Genomic DNA, 17269 nt, shown 5'->3' with positions numbered 1-17269 from the left:
TCATGCCTCCGGCGGGGATATTTGACGCAAGAAGAAGGGGCGCGAAAACCCGCTTGGCACTCCGCGGGCTGGGGCTTATAGAGCGGGCTTCATCATCGGAGCGGAACATGTTTCAGGGCAGCGCCAATCTCAACGTCATGGTCAAGGCCGCGCGCAAGGCGGGCCGCGGTCTGGTGCGCGATTTCGGCGAGGTGGAAAAGCTCCAGGTCGCGGTGAAGGGGCCGGGCGATTTCGTCACCCGCGCCGACACCCGCGCCGAGCAGGTGATCCGCACCGAATTGATGGAGGCGCGGCCGAATTACGGCTGGCTGGCCGAGGAAGGCGGCGGTGCGGACGGCAAGGACCCGACCCGGCGATGGATCGTGGACCCGCTGGACGGCACCACGAATTTCCTGCACGGGCTGCCGCATTGGGCGGTCTCCATCGCGCTGGAGCACAAGGGCGAGGTCGTGGCGGCGGTGGTTTACGACCCGGCCAAGGACGAGTTGTTCGTGGCCGAGAAGGGCGGCGGCGCCTGGATGAACGACACGCGGATGCGGGTCTCGGGACGCGGGCGGATGATCGAGAGCATCTTCGCGACCGGCCTGCCCTATGGCGGGCGCGCCGACCTTCCCGCGACGATCCGCGACCTGGGCCGGCTGCTGCCGGGCTGCGCGGGGGTGCGGCGATGGGGGGCGGCGTCGCTCGACCTGGCCTATGTTGCCGCGGGACGCTACGACGGGTTCTGGGAGCGCGGGCTGGAGCCCTGGGACATGGCGGCCGGGCTCTTGCTGGTGCGCGAGGCGGGCGGGCTGGTCGAGCCGCTGGTGCCGGGCTTCGACATCCTTGAGGATGGCAAGATCATCGCCGCCAATCCCGACATTTTCGACAAGTTCGCCGGCACGCTGCGCGAGCCCGGCTGAGGCTCAGCCGCCCTGCCAGCCGACCCGTGCGCCGCCCGCCCGCATGTCCGGCCCGGCGCGGTCGAAGCGCAGATAGGCGATGGCCTGGCCGCGCGAGCGGGTGCAAAGCCTCCCCACGGGTTTGCCGTCGGCGGTTATCTCCGTGCCCGGTTCGGCCTCGCCTTCCACCGTCACGGTCGCAAAGCCCTTGCGCAATTCGGTTTTGTGCTTCATGCGCGCGGTCACCTCCTGCCCTACATAGCAGCCCTTGCGGTGATCGACGCCATGGAGCCGCTCGAACCCGGCCTCCAGAATGAAGCTCTCGCCCGGCTGCAATTCCTGCGGGTATTCCGGGATGCAATGCGTCACGCGGATCGCGTCCCAGTCCTGCGGCGCAGCCTCGGGGGCCGCCTCCGGCGCGGTATAGGCGCGCCAGCCCAGCGCCGGGTGCCGCGGGTCGGCGACGGCGACGGCGCCGGCGGGCCGTCCGCCCAACCCGCGCGTGACAGTCAGGCCGGTCTTGGCAATGGCCACATCGGCGCGCAGCCTGTAAAGGCCGAGCCGTCGGAGCAGATCGGGCGCCAGCCCGGCGGCGGTGTCGAGAAGTACCCTGTCCCCGTCCGCAACCAGGAAAAAATCCGCCAGATATTTGCCCTGCGGTGTCAGCAGCGCCGCATAGACTGGCCCCTCGGCCAGCCGGGAGAGATCGTTGGTCACCAGACCTTGCAGGAAGGCGACCCGGTCATCGCCCGTGATTTCAAGAATGCTGCGGCCGCTGTCGCCCGTGGCGGTCATTGCCCTCTCCCCTTTGCGCCTCGGGCGTAATATAGGCCGGGATACGCGATACGAAAGGCATGAGATGCGCGCGCCCGTTTCGATCATTATTCCCACGCTCGACGCGTCGGCCACACTGGGTCCGGCGCTGGGTGCGCTCTGGGAGGGGATGGAGACCGGGCTGATCCGCGAGGTGGTCGTCAGCGACGGCGGGTCGGACGACGCCACGGCGGAGATCGCGCGGCAGGCAGGCGCCATCTGGGTCACGGGACGCGCCGGGCGCGGCGGACAACTGGCACGCGGAGCAGCGGCGGCGGGCGGCGAATGGCTACTCTTCGTGCATGCCGACACGGTGCTCCTGCCCGGATGGGCCGCGGCCGCGCGCGCTCATATGCGCGACCATCCCGACCGGGCGGGCTGGTTCCGCCTGACCTTCGACGCGCCGGGCCCGGCACCGCGCTGGGTCGCGTGCTGGGCCAATCTGCGCGCGCGCCTCCTGCGGCTGCCCTATGGCGACCAGGGGCTGCTGGTGCCGCGCGCGCTTTACGACGCCTGCGGCGGCTTTCCGGATATCCCGCTGATGGAGGACGTGGCGCTGGCGCGCAGGATCGGGCGGCGGATGCGACCGTTGGACGCCGTGGCGCGCACCGGAGCGGAGCGTTACCTGGCCGAGGGGTGGTTCAGGCGCGGGGCGCGCAACGTGGGCACGCTTGCGCGCTACCTGGCCGGGGCCGACCCGGCCGATCTGGCGGCACGGTACGGACGCGGCGGCCCGGCGCGCAGATAGCTTCCTCACGTCAGTAGCCGAAGCGGCGGTTGCGCTCGTTCTCGTAATAGTTGGGATCGGGGATGCTGCCCTCGCCCGATTTGCCCAGCCCGGTGATCCGGCCCGAGCGGTCACTGCCCTGGCCGCCCCTGTAGACAGGCTCGGAGCGGCGGTCGTCACGGCGGCGGTCGTCGTCACGGCGGCGACGCTCCTCGGCCTCGCGGCGACGGCGTTCCTCATCCCGGCGGCGGCTCTCCAACTCGTCGCGGCGGCGGCGCTCATCGGCCTCGCGGCGGCGCTCCGCCTCCTCATCGCGGCGCCGGTCGCGGCGGCGCTGTTCGATCTCGCGCTGGCGGTCGCGGCGGCGCAACTCCTCCTCCCGGCGGCGGCGGTCGTGCCGGCGGTCGTCGTCATCGAAGAAGCCCCGGCGGTGATCGCGGTTATGGTCGAAGGGCCGGTCGCCGCGATAGCGCAAGAAGCGGCGTTCGGCACGGTTCAGCCTGTAGTGGCGCGGAAGCCGTCGGTCGCGGCGCCAGCGGCTGCCGTCCAGATAGTAATAATAGCCTGAAATCTCGTTATAATAAACGTTCGAGCTGGGGTAGTAGAAGTAGCGGTACGACGGATCGGGATAATAGTACGGGTCCGCTCGCGCATAGCTGTCGGTCGGCACGCAACCCGAGAGAGCGAGGGCGGAGCCGGCCATCGCGCCGCCGGATAGAAGCCTGAGAAAAAAATCACGTCTGTACATGGCTTTCCTTTCACTCATCGGCGGCGGGTCACGAACCGCCGTTTGCCATGATACGACCTTGCACCGGGATTCCGTCGCGGGACCGGAGGATTCTTGCCGACCCGAACGCGGAGTTCGCCCTGCCCCTAGAAAGAAGTAGTGATCGGGCCGCAAATATTGTAAGAAAAGCTGAAATTACAATTCGGGAAAGTTGAAAAGATGGCCCAGATCAACGCCTCCGTTTATGACGCCGAACCCATCCCCGAAGCCGCGCGCGAGGAAATCGCGGCCTTGCTGGCCTCGGGCGATCTCTTCCGCTACACCGCCGCGTCGGATGCGCCGGTCTCCAGGCTGGAGGCGGAGTTCGCGCAATTCATCGGGGCGCGCTACGCGCTGGCTGTCTCCTCCTGCTCGGGGGCCTTGTTCCTGTCGTTAAAGGCGCTGGGCGTGGGGCCCGGCGACAAGGTGCTGATCCCCGCCTTCACCTTCGCCGCCGTCCCCTCCGCCGTGGTACATGCCGAAGCGCAGCCCGTGCTGGTCGAGGTCGGGACCGATTTCCGGATCGACATGGCGGATTTCGAGGCCAAGCTCACCCCCGACGTCAAGGCGATCATCATCAGCCACATGCGCGGGCAGACCTCGGACATGGACGCGATCATGGCATTGGCCGAGGCGCGCGGCGTGCCGGTGATCGAGGACGCGGCACATTCGCTGGGCACGACCTGGGGCGGGCGCAATATCGGCACGATCGCCCGGATCGGCTGTTTCTCCTTCCAGTCCTACAAGCTGATGAATGGCGGCGAGGGCGGGATGATGATCACCGACGATCCCGACATTATCGCCCGCGCGGTCATCATGTCCGGCGCCTATGAGCACAACTGGAAGAAACATCCGGTCCTGCACGAGAGCTTCGCGCGCTGGCAGAATCGGCTGCCGCTCTACAACATGCGCATGTCCAACCTGTCGGCGGCCGTGGTGCGCCCGCAGATTGCCGAGGTGCCGCGACGGGTGCGCGACGGGCGCGCCAATCACGACCATGTGGCGGGCCTGCTTAATGCCTCACCCTGGCTGGAGGTGCCGCCGCCGCTGGCGCCCGAGCGGCGCGCGCCCGATTCGATCCAGTTCAACCTGCTGGGTTTCTCGGATTCGGAGACGCGCGCCTTCATGGAGGCCAGCGCCCGCATGGGCGTCGCCGTGCAGGTCTTCGGCATGTCGGCGGATAACGCACGGGCCTTCTGGAACTGGAAATTCATCGGCGAGACGCCGGATCTGCCCAAGACCCGCGCCATGCTGATGCGCGCCTGCGACGCACGGCTGCCCGCCCGGCTGACGCGCGCGGAATGCGATCAGATCGCCGCGGTCTTCCTGGCCGCCGCCGAAGAGGTGAAGGGCCCCGTCGCCGCCTACGGCACCTGAGGCGCGGGGCTCAGCCCTCCAGCACCCGCATCTGGCCTTCGAGGAACGGCATTTCCTGAACGGCAGGACCCACGACGCGGGCTTCCAGCAGCGGGCGCATACGCGCCGCAATCCGTCCCGGCATGTCGCCCAGCACATCGCGCCGGGCATGCAGCGCGATGGTGCGCTCCATGGGCGCGAAGGGCAGCGGGAAGACGTCCACCTCGCCCCGGAAGCGATGCGCGGCCATGTAGCCCAGCGGCGTGATGATCGTCCAGCCCGCACCGGCCGCGACCATCGCCATGATCGCGTGATAGCTGTCCAGCTCGAACCGGTGCGGGAGGGTGATGTTCTGGCGGCCCAGATGCGTCTCGATCAGCCGGCCCATCATGTGGCGCGCCGTGTAATGGATGAAGGGCCGCTTCAGAAGCCGCTTGCGCAGCCCGGTGCCGCCGCCGCCCCAGCCGCGCGGCGCGGCGGCGATGAAGGGCTCGGTCAGCAGCGGCCAGTATTCCACCCAATCGGGCGCCGGACCGCTGCGCGCCGCGGCCACCACGTCGAGCGCCCGCGCCTCCAGCTTGTCCAGGAGGTCGTGGCTGGCGCCGGTCTCGAGCAGGAAATGGCAGCCCTTGAGTTCCTCCGCCATGTCGCCCAAAAGCCGCGGCGTCACCTCGGCGTCGAAATCCTCGATCATGCCCAGCCGCAGGCGCGTCAGGCGGCTGAGATCCTGCATGGCCAGTTCGGCGCGCGCTTGCGCGGCTTCGTTGAGGATGGATTGCGCGCGGCGCAAGAACAGCTCCCCCGCGCCGGTCAGCGCCATGGGCCGACCGCTGCGATCGACCAGCCGGGCGCCGATCGCGGTCTCCAGATTGGTGATCTGCTGGCTGACGGCCGACGGGCTGGCGTCCAGTCGCCGCGCCGCGGCGGAAACCGACCGCTCCTCGGCGACGGCCACGAAGACCTCCACCCCCCAAAGCGTGATGCGTCCGGCAATGTCGGGCATGGCCGTCCTCCCGGCCTCGGGGTTACTTCTGTAGCTTGTTCAGCTTTGACTGCAACTCGGAAAGCTGCTTCTTGATGTCCTCCAGGTCGTCGGAGCCTTTCGCGGATTTCGGGCGTTCGGCCCGCTCCTCGGGGTGCGCGGCGCCGCCTGCCCCTGTGAAGCCGCCCATGATCGAGGACAGGAATTCCTGCTGGCGGCGCTGCATTTCCTCAAAACCGCCCATCGCCGAGGACATCGGGTTGGGCATCGTCTTGAGATTCTCCATCATCTGTTCCTGGCTCTCGCGCAGCATCTCGAAGGATCCGGCGAGGAATTGCGGCACAATGGAAGACGCCTGGCTGGTATAGCTGCGCACGAGATCGGTCAGCACGTTGACCGGCAGCACATGCTCGCCACGGCTCTCATGTTCGGCGATTATCTGGAGAAGGTACTGCCGGGTCAGGTCGTCGCCGGTTTTCAGATCGACGATCTGCACCTCGCGGCCCGCGCGGATGAAGCCTGCCACATCCTCCAGCGTGACGTAATCGCTGGTCTCGGTGTTGTAGAGCCGCCGGCTGGCGTAGCGCTTGATCAGAAGCGGTTTGGTGGTGTCGGACATGTGCGCCTCGCGCTGTTGCAGTGCAGCGAGCGTAGGCCAGTCCGCAGAAAAAGGAAAGGGCGGGCAAAGGCCCGCCCCGTCATGGCAATTCCCGGCGAAACCGGGAACGCCGGCTTACTTCGCCTTCTTGGTGCCGGGCGTTGCGGACTGCGCCGCATCGCGGCCCGCGGCCAGCATCAGCTCGATGGTTTCCATCTGCACGCGCTTCGCGATCTCGGCGAAGGCGGCCAGGTTTTCCGAGGCGCTCTCGACCGAGGAGGAAGCCAGGTCGGACGCGGCGCGCGTATAGTCGGCCGGGTCCGTCTTGGCGGTCGTGGCCTCGCCCACGCGGCTGAGCGTCTCCTTGGTCCATTTGTTTGACAGTTCGGCGGACTGTTCGGCCGCGGCCAGCGCCACGCTCGTCATCTTCTCGCCCAGTTCAGCAGAATTGCGGAACGCATCCTGCAGCGCGCTGAAATCGGTGGGGAAGCTTTCCATCAGGTCGCTGAAAGCCTTGGTGTAGTCTTGCTGTTGCTTGCTCATTTCATGATCTCCGGATCGTGTTGAACTCTGACACCCATATAAATGCTGCACCGCAGCATTTCAAGTCACTCTTCTGCATTGCGGCATAATTTTCCTGCGCCGGAAACGACAAAGGAGCAGACCGGGGTCTGCTCCTTTACCGTCGATGCCGGGAGGGAGGAGCCCGGTCATCGTCAAGACGTTCGTGTCAGGCCGCGGTTTTCGCGGTCTTCTTCGCACCACCGGCCGGGGCGAACTCGGCCGTCGCCTTCTTCACTGCCGCGGTAGCTTCCTCGGTCGCTTCCTTGCCGGAGGCCAGCAGCAACTCGACGGTCTCCATCTGCGCCTTCTTGGCAACCTCGGCGAAGGCGGCCAGTTGTTCGGCCGCCGCTTCGGACGAGGACTGCACGAAATCGGACGCCACCTTGGTATAGTCGGCCGGCTCCTTCTGTGCCTTCGTCGCGGTGCTCAGCTTGCCCAGCGTGTCCTTGGTCCAGGCGGTCTGGATGTCCAGCGACTGCTCGGCGGCGATCAGTGCGACCTTGGAAAGCTTTTCGCCCAGAACGGCGCTGCTTTTCATGGCGCTCTCAACTGCGCTGAAGTCCATCGGGATTGCTTCCATCATGTCGGTGAAAGCCTTGGTGTAGTCTTGTGCTTTGGTCATGGCCATTGCTCCTTGGCTGATTGGCTATGCGGAATTTCTGATCCGATATGTACATGCTGCGGCGCAGCATTTCAAGATCTTTTTCTGCGCTGCGGCATTCTTGACCAGTGCCGGAACGAAAAAGGGAGCAGGCCCCGGGCCCACTCCCTTTCCGCACATCGGGCAAGGCCCGCGGCGCACATGTCGCAGCGTCACGCGATCAGGCGGCTTTCGCGGCTTTCTTGGTCGCGGCGGTCGCGTCCGTGGTGGCTTTCTTCATCGCCGCGGTCATCTCTTCGGTCGCGTCCTTGCCGGATGCCATCAGCAGCTCAAAAGCCTCCATCTGGGCGCGCTTGGCAACCTCGGCGAAAGCGGCCAGGTTCTCGGTCGTCATCTCGACCGAAGCGGAAGCGAAATCCGTGGCAACCTTGGAATAGTCGGCCGGGTCCTTCTGCACCTTGGCGACGGCGCCCATCTTGCCCAGCGTGTCCTTGGTCCACTTGCTGGAAATGTCGGCGGACTGCTCGGCGGCGGTCAGCGCCACCTTGGCGAGTTTCTCGCCCAGCGCGGCGCTGTTCTGCATCGCGTCCTGGTAGACCGAGAAATCGGCCGGGAAGGTGCTCATCATGTCGCTGAAGGCTTTGGTGTAGTCGGTCGCTTTGGTCATCGGGGTATCTCCAGAGGGGGTGCTTTTGCGATTGCAGAAACATAACTGCTGCAATGCAGCATTTCAAGGATTCTTCAGCATTGCAGCGCAGAAATGCACGGATTTCCGCTCAGCTGTCCGGGACGGCCTTCACATAGGTTCCGGGCGCTGGGCAGAGCACCGGATGCCCATCATCACCGGGACTGCGCGCCGGCACCTGCTTGCCGGACCGCCGTTTGAGCCAGTCGCGCCAGCGCGGCCACCACGAGCCTTGCGTGAAATCCGCCCCGGCCTGCCAGCTTTCCGGCGCCTCCAGCTTTGCGTCGCTGGTGTAATGGCCATATTTGTTCTTCGAGGGCGGGTTGACCACGCCCGCAATATGGCCGGACTCCGAGAGGATGAACGTCTTTTCGCGGCTGCCGAAGGTCTTGAACCCGTTGAAGGACGCCTTCCAGGGCGCGATGTGATCGGTTTCGCAGGCCACCGCGCAGACCGGCAGCTTGATGTCGCCCAGCGTGACCGACTCGCCCAGGAGATCGAACGTGCCGCGCGCCAGTTCGTCCTTCTGGCAGAGGCGGCGCAGATATTCCATCGTCATGCGCCCCGGCAGGTTGGTGTTGTCGCCGTTCCAGTAGAGCAGGTCGAAGGCCGGCGGCGTCTCTCCCAGCATGTAGGAGCGGATCGCGGGCCCATAGACCAGGTCATTGGCGCGCAGATAGGTGAAGGTGCGCGACATGAAGAACGAATGGAGGTACCCCTTGTTCTCGATCTCCTCGCCGATGCCATCGACGAAATCGTCGGTCAGGAAGACCTCCATCTCGCCCACGTCGCTGAAATCGGTCAGCGAGGTGAAGAAGGTCGCCGAACGGACCGACTTGTCGCCCTTGCGCGCCATATAGGCCAGCGCGATCGCCAAGGTCGTGCCGGCGATGCAATAACCGACGACGTTGATCTTGTCCTGGCCGGTGATCGACTTCACCTCTTCGATCGCGGGCAGGTAGCCTTCCTCGACATAGGTGTCGATGCCGACATCGGCATAGCTGGCGTCGGGATTGACCCAACTCACCACGAATAGCGTGAACCCCTGCTCCACCAGCCAGTTGATCAGGCTGTTCTGGGGTTTAAGGTCCATGATGTAATATTTGTTGATCCAGGGCGGGAAGATGACCAGCGGCGTTGTGTGAACCGTCTCGGTCTTCGGGGCGTACTGGATCAACTCGAACATCCGGTTGCGATAGACAACCGAGCCCTCGCTCGTGGCTATGTTGCCACCCACCTCGAACGCGTCCGGGTCCGAGAGCGTGACCAGCAACTCGCCGCCATGCGATTCGATATCGCGCACCAGGTTTTCCAGCCCATCCACCAGCGACTGCCCGTCGGTTTCCACCGCCCGTTCCAGCGCATCCGGATTGGTCGCCAGGTAGTTGGTCGGCGACATGAGGTCGATCATCTGCCGGGCAAAGAAATTGACCCTGCGCCGGTCGACCTCATCCAGCCCCTCCAGGTCGTTCAGCGTCGCCTCGATGGCCTGGGAGGTCAGCAGATACTGCTGTTTGACGAAATTGAAATAGGGATGAGTCCGCCACAACTCGTTCTGGAAGCGCCGGTCGCCGGGCGTGTCGTCCTCGGGCGCGCGGAACTGGCCGCTGCCCAGCGCCTGCTGCGCTTCCAGCCAATGGGTCAGCGACTTGCCCCAATAGGCGACCTGATGTTCCAGCATCTTGGCGGGGTTGGCCATCATCTCGGCCATGTAGGCCGCGGTCGCCTTGGAATAGACATCCGGCCCCGGCCCGCTGACCCCGGAAGGGTGGCCCTCGCGATTGGACATCGCCGACACGAGCCGTTTGGAAAGCTCCTCCATCCTGGCGAGATTCGCGTTCAACCGCGCCTGGTCGACCGATTTCGGCGATTTGCCCTCAGACATTATGACCATTGACCCCAAATTGCTGCACCTGCACTATAACCGCGATAAAGCGTCGGGCAAAGCGACGAATTGACAGGGTCGGCCCACCGATCCGCATCACGAGGCGACAGATGAAATATCTCGCAACCTATGATCTGATGGAAAGCGCGCGCATCACCAACCAGTGGTTGGGCGCAACCGCCAAGGCCATCTGCTCTTATCCGAACATGGGCCTGATCCCGAACCCCTTCCTTGCCTCCGTGGCGGCCTGGGGCGAGGTCACGGAACGCAGCTTCTCGCGCATGGTCGCGAAACCGGACTGGGGCATCGACACGGTGGTGACGGGGGGGCGCGAATACGTGGTCAGCCCCGCCAGGATCGTGGAGCGTCCCTTCGGCGACCTGATCCATTTCCGCGTGAACGACCGCAAGACGATGACGCGGCGGGTCTTTCTGGTCGCGCCGATGTCGGGCCATTACGGGACGCTGCTGCGCAAGACCGTGCTGAGCCTCCTGCCCAATTGCGAGATCTTCATCACCGACTGGCACAATGCGCGCGATATCCCTGTTTCAAAAGGAAAATTCGATGTCGAGGATTACACGCTCTACATCGCGGAGTTCATGCGCGAACTGGGTCCGGACACCCATGTCATCTCGGTCTGCCAGCCGGTGCCATTGACCTTGGCCGCCACCGCATGGCTGGCCGAGGAACACCCCGACGATCAGCCCCGCACGCTGACCCTGATCGGCGGCCCGGTGGACCCGGACGCGAACGCCACAGAAGTCACCGATTTCGGCCGCCGGGTGACGATGGGCCAACTCGAGCACATGGTCATCCAGCGGGTCGGTTTCAATTACGCGGGCGTCGGGCGGATGGTCTATCCCGGACTGCTGCAACTGGCCTCCTTCATGTCGATGAACGCCGAGACCCACAGCCAGGCCTTCCGCGACCAGATCATCCGCGTCTCCAAGGGCGAGGCCGCCGATCACGACCGCCACAACACCTTCTATGACGAGTACCTGGCGGTGATGGACATGACCGCCGAATTCTACCTTTCCACGGTGGAGCGGATCTTCAAGAATCGCGAGATCGCGCGCAACGAATTCACCGTGCGCGGCAAGCGCATCGACCTCTCGAAGATCACGCGAACCGCCGTCAAGACCGTCGAAGGGGCCGAGGACGACATCTCGGCGCCGGGGCAATGCGTCGCGGCGCTCGACCTACTGACCGGGCTTTCCGACGACAAGAAGGCCAGCCATCTGGAACCCGGCGCCGGGCATTACGGCATCTTCGCGGGCAAATCCTGGCGCAACAACATCCGGCCGCTGGTTCTCGATTTCATCGACGCCAATTCGGGTGGGAGGCTGCGCGTGGTCAGCCCGAAACCGGCTGCCAACGACGGTTAGGTATAGAGCCAGTCGCCCAGCGCCTCGGTCACCGCGGCGGGGTGTTCCAGCGACGGCATGTGGCCGGCCTCGGGCACGGTGACGAGCCGGGCCTCGGGAATGAGCGTGGCCATCAGCTCGTGCCGCCGCACCGGGCAGAGCGTGTCGAGTTCCCCGCAAAGCACCAGCGCGGGCACCTTGACGCGGCGCAGCAGCGCCTGCTGGTCGGGGCGGCGCTGCATGGCGCGCGACTGGCGGATGAATGCGGCCTCGCCGATACGGCAGGCCATGTCCACGACCAGCGCCTGCACCTCGTCGCGCCGGGGCCCCGGCGCCAGATGTTCCAGCCCGACCAGTTCCCGCGCGACCTCGGCCAGCCCGCCGGCGCGCACCCGCGCGATCTGCGGGTCGCGATCGGCCGCGGCGGCCGAGCTTTCGGCGAAGGGATCGGTGTCGATCAGCGCCAGGCGGCTGACCCGCTCGGGTGCGCGCCGCAGAACCTCCATCGCGACCGAGCCCCCCATACCCGCGCCCGCCAACGCGAACCGTTCCGGCGCGTCCCTGAGCACGTCGAGCGCGATCCGTTCGATCGATTCGGATTTTGTGATCCGGCCGATCTGCAGTGTGAAGAGCGAGGAGAGCGCGGCGATCTGCGGGCCGAACAGGCGCGCGTCGCAGATCATGCCGGGCAGGAGGAGAAGCGGGTCAGTCATTCAGGCCGATCGCAGATTTCGTGGTATGGACGCACAATACCACATGATTTGACATAATTGTGTCTGTTTTGGAAACCCCAAAGCGCGGCCACCGGCAATCCTTCGCCCGCTCAGCCATCGACGCAATCCCGTCCCATCCGCGCCAGCACCGGGATCGCGGTGGCATAGCGCCGCGCGGCATCCGGGTTGGACGCGTTGCCGTCTCTGGCGCGGCGCACGACGCCCTCCAGGATCGCGGCCAGCCGGAAGAAGCTGAAAGCCAGAAGAACCGGCCAGCCGTCGATGCCGCCGATCCCGCGCCGTTCGCAATAGGCCGCCACGTAATCGGCTTCCTCCGGCAGGCCCAGCGCGGCGCGCTCCAACCCACCCAGCCCGCGCATCCCGGCATCGTGCGGCAGCCGCCACTGCATGCATTGATAGGCGAGATCGGCAAACGGATGGCCCAGCGTGGAAAGCTCCCAGTCCAGCAGCGCGGCGACGCGCGGCGCGTCGGGGGCGAAGATCATGTTGTCCAGCCGGTAGTCCCCATGCACCAGCGCCACCTGCCCGTCATCGGGCGGCAGATGCCCCGGCAGCCACTGCGCCAGCCAGTCCATATCGGCGTTCGACGTCACCCGCGCGGCCCGGTACTGCCCCGCCCAGCGGTCCGTCTGGCGGGCGAAATAATTCCCCGGCCGCCCGAAATCCGACAGCCCCGCCGCATCCGGATCGATCGCGTGCAGCGCCGCCAGCGTGTCCGCCATCGCGGTATAGATCGGGGCACGGTCCGCCCGCGCCAGTTCAGGCAAGGCGGGGTCCCAGAATATCCGCCCAGCGACATGTTCCATCACGAAGAAAGCCCGCCCCAGGGGCGAGTCGGCGTCCTCGGCCAGCGCCTGCATCTTCGGCACCGCCACCGCGCTGTCCTCAAGCGCCGCCATCACGCGGTATTCGCGCTCCACTTGATGCGCGGATTTCAGCAACTTTCCGGGCGGCTTGGCGCGCAGCACACAATCCCCGCTCTCAGCAAAGATACGATAGGTCGGGTTCGACTGGCCGGTGCCGAATTTCTCGATCCCGCGAAACCCGCGGAACCCCGGCACGTGGCGTTCCAGCCAGGGGATCAGAACCGTCGTGTCGAGCGCGGGATCGAGCGGGGCCATGCCCCCGTTCTACGCGACCCGCCGCAATTGACAAGCCGCCGGGGCGCTGGTTCTGTCACGGGACAACGGAAGGCGGAGGTGAGACCGGTGGATCTTGGCATGACGGAACGGCTCCGCCCGATCCACGACGCGGTGGCCCGAATGGTGGCCGAGGAGATCGCCCCGCTCGACGCGGAGTACCTGGCCGAGGTCGACGTGGGGAACCGCTGGGCCTTCACACCGCGCCAGACCGAGATTCTGGAGGGGCTCAAGGCGCGGGCCCGCACCGCCGGGCTCTGGAACTTCTGGAAGACCTTCGCCGACGGGCCGGGGCTCAGCACGGTGGAATACGCCTACTTGGCCGAGGAAATGGGCAAGTCCCACCTGGCCGCCGAGGTCTTCAACTGCAACGCGCCCGACACCGGCAACATGGAGGTTTTCGCGCGCTACGGCGACGCCGCGATGCAGGCCCGCTGGCTGGAGCCGCTGATGGCCGGCGAGATCCGCTCCGCCTACCTGATGACGGAGCCCGCTGTCGCCTCCTCCGACGCCACGAATATCGCGATGAGCTGCCGGCGCGACGGTGACTGCTACGTCCTGAACGGCGAGAAATGGTGGGCCACCGGGGCGGGCGATCCGCGTTGCGCGGTCTATATCGTGATGGTCCGCACCGGCGGGGGCGAGGCCCCGAAACATGGCCGCCATTCGATGATCGTGGTGCCCGCCGACACACCCGGCATCGAGACGCTGCGCGCGATGGAAGTCTACGGCCATGACGACGCGCCGCACGGGCACATGCATATCCGCTTCGCCGAAGTCCGGGTTGCGGCCGAGAACATGCTGCTGGGCGAAGGCCGCGGCTTCGAGATCGCGCAAGGCCGGTTGGGGCCGGGCCGCATTCATCACTGCATGCGCGCCATCGGCCAGGCGGAACGGGCGCTGGCGCTGATGTGCGGGCGCGCGCAGACGCGCGACGCCTTCGGCAAGCCGCTCGCGGCGCTGGGTGCCAACCACGACATCATCGCCGATGCGCGCATGAAGATCGAAATGGCGAGGCTCCTGTGCCTCAAGGCCGCCTGGATGATGGATCGGGGCGATGCCCGCGCCGCGGCACCCTGGATCAGTCAGATCAAGGTGGTGGCGCCCGAGGTGGCCCTGGAGGTGACGGATCAGGCTGTCCAGATGTTCGGCGCGCAGGGCATAAGCCAAGACACGCCGCTGGCCCGGCAATGGACCCATCTGCGCACGCTGCGCCTAGCCGACGGACCCGACGCGGTGCATCGCCGCCAGGTCGCACGCCACGAGTTGCGCCGGCAGGCCGGGGGCTGATAGCGCCCGCCGGCCCATACATCAAACGGGCATGTTCTCGAAGGACGGCCCGTCGCCTTCTTCCCGCTCCTCGAGATATCTCTCCAGGCGGACCAGATCGTCGGGCAGCGGCAGACCGAGATCGCGCATTTCCGCCAGCTTCTCGCGAAGCTGCTCCTGCAGGACATGCGCATCTTCCGGACGCTCAACGATTTCCTGCATCAGCAGGTCGATCCCGGCTTTCAGGTTCTCGAACGACATGTCACGGTCCTCCCTCAGGTCGCGCATTTGCGGCAGAACGGGGTATAGGGTAGCAGATCGAGCCGTTCTTCGGAAACCTGCTCCCCGCATTTGGTGCAATAGCCGTACTCCCCCGCCTCGATCCGTTTCAGCGCTGCCCGGATCATCGTCAACTCGCGAAGTTCCACCGCGCCCAGACCTTCGAGTACCTCGTCGCCCTCGCGCTCGGTCGCGCGTTCCTCGGCATCCGCATTGGGCGTCTCGTCGAGCGTATTCTCGATCCGGTCGAGACTGGTCTCCAGCTCGGCCTTGCGGGCTTCCAGTTGCGCCTTGCGCTCGGATACGGGGATCATGGGCGGTCCTCCTTGCCGGATCACACTAGGCCGCGCGGCGGCCCAGGTACATTGATACAGGTCAAGTCAGCGCGGGCAATAGGCAGCGTGCAGCGCCTCGAGGATCGGGCGCACGCGATTGTCGTTGAGGGCATAGAAGATCATCCGCCCCGCGCGCCGCGGAACGACCAGCCCCTCTGCCCTGAGCCGGGCAAGATGCTGCGAGACGCTGGGCTGCTTGTCGCCCAGTGCGCGCGCCAGTTCCGCCACGCTTTTCTCGCCCTCGACAAGCAGGCAGATGATCATCAGACGTGACGGATTGGACAAGGTCTTCATCAGCGCGGCGGCCTCGGCGGCCCCGGCCTTCATCTCGGCAGCGAAATCGTCTTCCCGGTCGAACGGCATGGGGCATGTCCTAGCATGACCCTGCGACCTTGGCAAAACCAATGGCGGTCATATATATTCGCGAAATCCTATATATCAGCGGAGCCCCGATGTCCCCCGAAGTCACCGCCTTTTTCGACGCGGCCACCAATACCGTCTCCTATGTCGTGCGCGACCCCGCCGGGCTGGCCTGCGCGATCGTCGATTCGGTGCTGGATTTCGACCAGGCCTCGGGGCGCACCGACACAGCCTCTGCCGACGCGATCATTTCCTTCGTCCGGCAGGCCGGTCTGCGGGTGGAATGGATCCTCGAAACCCATGTCCATGCCGACCACCTTTCCGCCGCGCCCTACCTGCAACAGGAACTGGGCGGCAAGCTGGGTATCGGCGCCAGAATCACCGTCGTGCAGGAGACCTTCGGCAAGATCTTCAACGAAGGCACCGCTTTCCAGCGCGACGGCAGCCAGTTCGATGCGCTCTTCGAGGACGGCGACTCGGTCCATATCGGGCAGTTGCGTGGCGACGTGATGCACACGCCGGGCCACACCCCGGCCTGCCTGACCTATGTCATCGGCGATGCGGCCTTCGTGGGTGACACGCTCTTCATGCCGGATTTCGGCACCGCGCGCTGCGATTTCCCCGGCGGGTCCGCGGAACAGATGTATGCCTCGGTCCAGCGTATCCTGGCGCTGCCCGACGCGACGCGGCTCTTCACCTGCCACGACTACAAGGCGCCAGGCCGCGACGCCTACGCGTGGGAGAGCACCGTGGCCGAGCAGAAGGCGAAGAATGTGCATGTCGGTGCCGGGCGAAGCTGCGCCGAATTCGTGGCGCTGCGCGAGAGCCGGGACGCGACGCTGGGCATGCCCCGGCTGATTCTGCCCTCGATTCAGGTGAACATGCGCGCCGGCGACCTGCCCGAGCCGGAAGACAACGGCATCTCTTATCTCAAGATACCCATCAACAGGCTCTGACATCATGATCGAAACCGACTGGATACTGGGGGCGCTGGGCGGCCTCGTCATTGGATGCGCCGCGGCGCTCTACCTGCTCGTCAATGGCCGTATCATGGGGGCGAGCGGCATCCTGGGCGGGCTCGTGGACGGCTCGGGCCGCGCCACCGCGTCCGAACGCGCTGCCTTCGTCGCCGGGCTGGTCGGCGCACCGGCACTCGCCATGCTGACCTTCGGCGCCCCGCAGACGCATCTGAGCGGCAACTGGGCGGTGCTGATCGGCGCGGGGCTTCTGGTCGGGCTCGGCACGCGGCTCGCGAATGGCTGCACCTCCGGGCACGGTGTCTGCGGCATCTCGCGCCTGTCGCTGCGCGGGATCGTCGCCACGGTCTTCTATATCGGCGCGGGCGGACTCAGCGTGGTGATCTTCAAGCATCTCCTGGGGGTGATCTGATGGCGCGCAACCTCTTCGCCCTGCTGGCCGGATCGCTCTTCGGGCTCGGCCTGATGCTCTCGGGCATGACCGACACCGCCAAAGTGCGCGGATGGCTCGACGTCTTCGGCGACTGGGATCCGACGCTGGCCTTCGTCCTGGGCGGGGCGATCCTGCCGATGGCGCTGGCCTGGCGCATTACGGCGGCGCGCGGCCATGCCGCGCTGGGCACCGCCTTCCCCGACAAGCCCGATCCGCGGCTCGGCCGGAACCTGATGCTGGGCTCGGTGCTTTTCGGCATGGGCTGGGGGCTCTCCGGGCTCTGCCCCGGCCCCGCAATGGCCTCGCTCAGTTATAACGGGCTGGGGGGCCTCGTCTTCCTCGCCGCGATGGCTGCGGGCATGAAGGCGGCCGTGCCCGTCAAGCTGCGCCTGGCCGAACCGGCCTGAGCGCCGCGCCCCTTTCTTCTTGCTCCAAATATCCCCGCCGGAGGCACGCTTCGCCGGCCAGGCGTGCGCCCGGCACGAGCAAGGGCCGCACCCTGCCGGGAGCGGCCCCGTCTT

General features: G+C 66.2%; 21 protein-coding genes. 8 read left to right on the top strand and 13 right to left on the bottom strand.

Going from position 1 to position 17269, the window contains the following annotated elements; translation table 11 throughout:
• The first annotated feature begins 107 nt into the window (after nucleotides 1–107).
• Nucleotides 108–902, top strand: a complete 795-nt coding sequence (locus DDZ14_RS12415; RefSeq protein WP_109425302.1) for an inositol monophosphatase family protein — start codon at nucleotides 108–110, stop codon at nucleotides 900–902.
• 3 nt (nucleotides 903–905) lie between these two features.
• Here DDZ14_RS12415 and DDZ14_RS12410 read toward each other — a convergent pair whose 3' ends face one another.
• A complete protein-coding gene (locus DDZ14_RS12410) occupies nucleotides 906–1676 on the bottom strand; it encodes a folate-binding protein YgfZ (protein ID WP_109425301.1) in 771 nt (256 codons plus the stop codon).
• Nucleotides 1677–1740: 64 nt separating this feature from the next.
• Between DDZ14_RS12410 and DDZ14_RS12405 the strand changes: the two genes are divergently transcribed.
• Nucleotides 1741–2442 (top strand): TIGR04283 family arsenosugar biosynthesis glycosyltransferase, encoded by a 702-nt coding sequence (locus DDZ14_RS12405; RefSeq protein ID WP_109425300.1) that lies wholly within the window; start codon nucleotides 1741–1743, stop codon nucleotides 2440–2442.
• 10 nt (nucleotides 2443–2452) lie between these two features.
• Here DDZ14_RS12405 and DDZ14_RS12400 read toward each other — a convergent pair whose 3' ends face one another.
• Nucleotides 2453–3169 carry a hypothetical protein gene (locus DDZ14_RS12400; RefSeq protein WP_146193133.1) on the bottom strand — a complete coding sequence of 239 codons (717 nt, stop codon included), beginning with the start codon at nucleotides 3167–3169 and terminating at the stop codon, nucleotides 2453–2455.
• Between the two features lie 198 nt (nucleotides 3170–3367).
• Between DDZ14_RS12400 and DDZ14_RS12395 the strand changes: the two genes are divergently transcribed.
• Nucleotides 3368–4564: a DegT/DnrJ/EryC1/StrS aminotransferase family protein gene (locus tag DDZ14_RS12395; RefSeq protein ID WP_109425298.1), complete on the top strand. Its 1197-nt coding sequence runs from the start codon at nucleotides 3368–3370 to the stop codon at nucleotides 4562–4564.
• Between the two features lie 10 nt (nucleotides 4565–4574).
• Here DDZ14_RS12395 and DDZ14_RS12390 read toward each other — a convergent pair whose 3' ends face one another.
• From DDZ14_RS12390 to DDZ14_RS12365, 6 genes are all read right to left on the bottom strand, one after another.
• Nucleotides 4575–5546 (bottom strand): LysR family transcriptional regulator, encoded by a 972-nt coding sequence (locus DDZ14_RS12390; protein WP_109425297.1) that lies wholly within the window; start codon nucleotides 5544–5546, stop codon nucleotides 4575–4577.
• A 22-nt stretch (nucleotides 5547–5568) separates the two neighbouring features.
• Nucleotides 5569–6144 (bottom strand): polyhydroxyalkanoate synthesis repressor PhaR, encoded by a 576-nt coding sequence (gene phaR / locus DDZ14_RS12385; protein WP_109425296.1) that lies wholly within the window; start codon nucleotides 6142–6144, stop codon nucleotides 5569–5571.
• A 114-nt stretch (nucleotides 6145–6258) separates the two neighbouring features.
• Nucleotides 6259–6666: a phasin family protein gene (locus tag DDZ14_RS12380; protein WP_109425295.1), complete on the bottom strand. Its 408-nt coding sequence runs from the start codon at nucleotides 6664–6666 to the stop codon at nucleotides 6259–6261.
• A 187-nt stretch (nucleotides 6667–6853) separates the two neighbouring features.
• A complete protein-coding gene (locus DDZ14_RS12375) occupies nucleotides 6854–7309 on the bottom strand; it encodes a phasin, PhaP (protein WP_109425363.1) in 456 nt (151 codons plus the stop codon).
• 199 nt (nucleotides 7310–7508) lie between these two features.
• Nucleotides 7509–7955, bottom strand: coding sequence for a phasin family protein (locus tag DDZ14_RS12370; RefSeq protein ID WP_109425294.1), 447 nt, complete (start codon nucleotides 7953–7955; stop codon nucleotides 7509–7511).
• 109 nt (nucleotides 7956–8064) lie between these two features.
• On the bottom strand, nucleotides 8065–9867 hold the full coding sequence (locus tag DDZ14_RS12365) for an alpha/beta hydrolase (RefSeq protein ID WP_109425293.1): 1803 nt from the start codon (nucleotides 9865–9867) through the stop codon (nucleotides 8065–8067).
• A 101-nt stretch (nucleotides 9868–9968) separates the two neighbouring features.
• On the opposite strand from DDZ14_RS12365, the gene phaZ reads away from it, so the two are divergent.
• A complete protein-coding gene (phaZ, locus tag DDZ14_RS12360; protein WP_109425292.1) occupies nucleotides 9969–11243 on the top strand; it encodes a polyhydroxyalkanoate depolymerase in 1275 nt (424 codons plus the stop codon).
• Here the strand turns inward: phaZ and DDZ14_RS12355 are convergent.
• Nucleotides 11240–11935 carry an alpha/beta fold hydrolase gene (locus tag DDZ14_RS12355; RefSeq protein ID WP_109425291.1) on the bottom strand — a complete coding sequence of 232 codons (696 nt, stop codon included), beginning with the start codon at nucleotides 11933–11935 and terminating at the stop codon, nucleotides 11240–11242. The genes phaZ and DDZ14_RS12355 overlap by 4 nt on opposite strands.
• 110 nt (nucleotides 11936–12045) lie before the next feature.
• Nucleotides 12046–13077: a phosphotransferase gene (locus DDZ14_RS12350; RefSeq protein WP_109425290.1), complete on the bottom strand. Its 1032-nt coding sequence runs from the start codon at nucleotides 13075–13077 to the stop codon at nucleotides 12046–12048.
• Nucleotides 13078–13176: 99 nt separating this feature from the next.
• On the opposite strand from DDZ14_RS12350, the gene DDZ14_RS12345 reads away from it, so the two are divergent.
• Entirely contained in the window at nucleotides 13177–14385 is a 1209-nt protein-coding gene (locus DDZ14_RS12345) for an acyl-CoA dehydrogenase family protein (protein WP_109425289.1), read from the top strand.
• A gap of 21 nt (nucleotides 14386–14406) precedes the next feature.
• On the opposite strand, the gene DDZ14_RS12340 is transcribed toward DDZ14_RS12345, so the two are convergent.
• From DDZ14_RS12340 to DDZ14_RS12330, 3 genes are all read right to left on the bottom strand, one after another.
• Entirely contained in the window at nucleotides 14407–14625 is a 219-nt protein-coding gene (locus DDZ14_RS12340) for a hypothetical protein (protein ID WP_109425362.1), read from the bottom strand.
• A gap of 14 nt (nucleotides 14626–14639) precedes the next feature.
• Complete coding sequence (locus tag DDZ14_RS12335; RefSeq protein WP_109425288.1) at nucleotides 14640–14957, bottom strand: TraR/DksA family transcriptional regulator; 318 nt, start codon at nucleotides 14955–14957, stop codon at nucleotides 14640–14642.
• Nucleotides 14958–15023: 66 nt separating this feature from the next.
• Nucleotides 15024–15341, bottom strand: a complete 318-nt coding sequence (locus tag DDZ14_RS12330) for a helix-turn-helix transcriptional regulator (RefSeq protein WP_109425287.1) — start codon at nucleotides 15339–15341, stop codon at nucleotides 15024–15026.
• Between the two features lie 89 nt (nucleotides 15342–15430).
• On the opposite strand from DDZ14_RS12330, the gene DDZ14_RS12325 reads away from it, so the two are divergent.
• Genes DDZ14_RS12325 through DDZ14_RS12315 form a run of 3 tightly spaced genes read left to right on the top strand, consistent with a single transcriptional unit; the run spans nucleotide 15431 to nucleotide 17155 of the window.
• Nucleotides 15431–16294, top strand: coding sequence for an MBL fold metallo-hydrolase (locus DDZ14_RS12325; protein WP_109425361.1), 864 nt, complete (start codon nucleotides 15431–15433; stop codon nucleotides 16292–16294).
• A 7-nt stretch (nucleotides 16295–16301) separates the two neighbouring features.
• Nucleotides 16302–16727 carry a YeeE/YedE family protein gene (locus DDZ14_RS12320; RefSeq protein ID WP_109425360.1) on the top strand — a complete coding sequence of 142 codons (426 nt, stop codon included), beginning with the start codon at nucleotides 16302–16304 and terminating at the stop codon, nucleotides 16725–16727.
• Entirely contained in the window at nucleotides 16727–17155 is a 429-nt protein-coding gene (locus tag DDZ14_RS12315) for a DUF6691 family protein (RefSeq protein ID WP_109425286.1), read from the top strand. The genes DDZ14_RS12320 and DDZ14_RS12315 overlap by 1 nt, the downstream gene beginning before the upstream one ends.
• The last annotated feature ends 114 nt before the right edge of the window (nucleotides 17156–17269 follow it).

This window comes from Maritimibacter sp. 55A14 (assembly GCF_003122205.1).
Classification (GTDB): domain Bacteria; phylum Pseudomonadota; class Alphaproteobacteria; order Rhodobacterales; family Rhodobacteraceae; genus QEYE01.
This window is presented reverse-complemented; position numbering and strand designations above follow the sequence as displayed.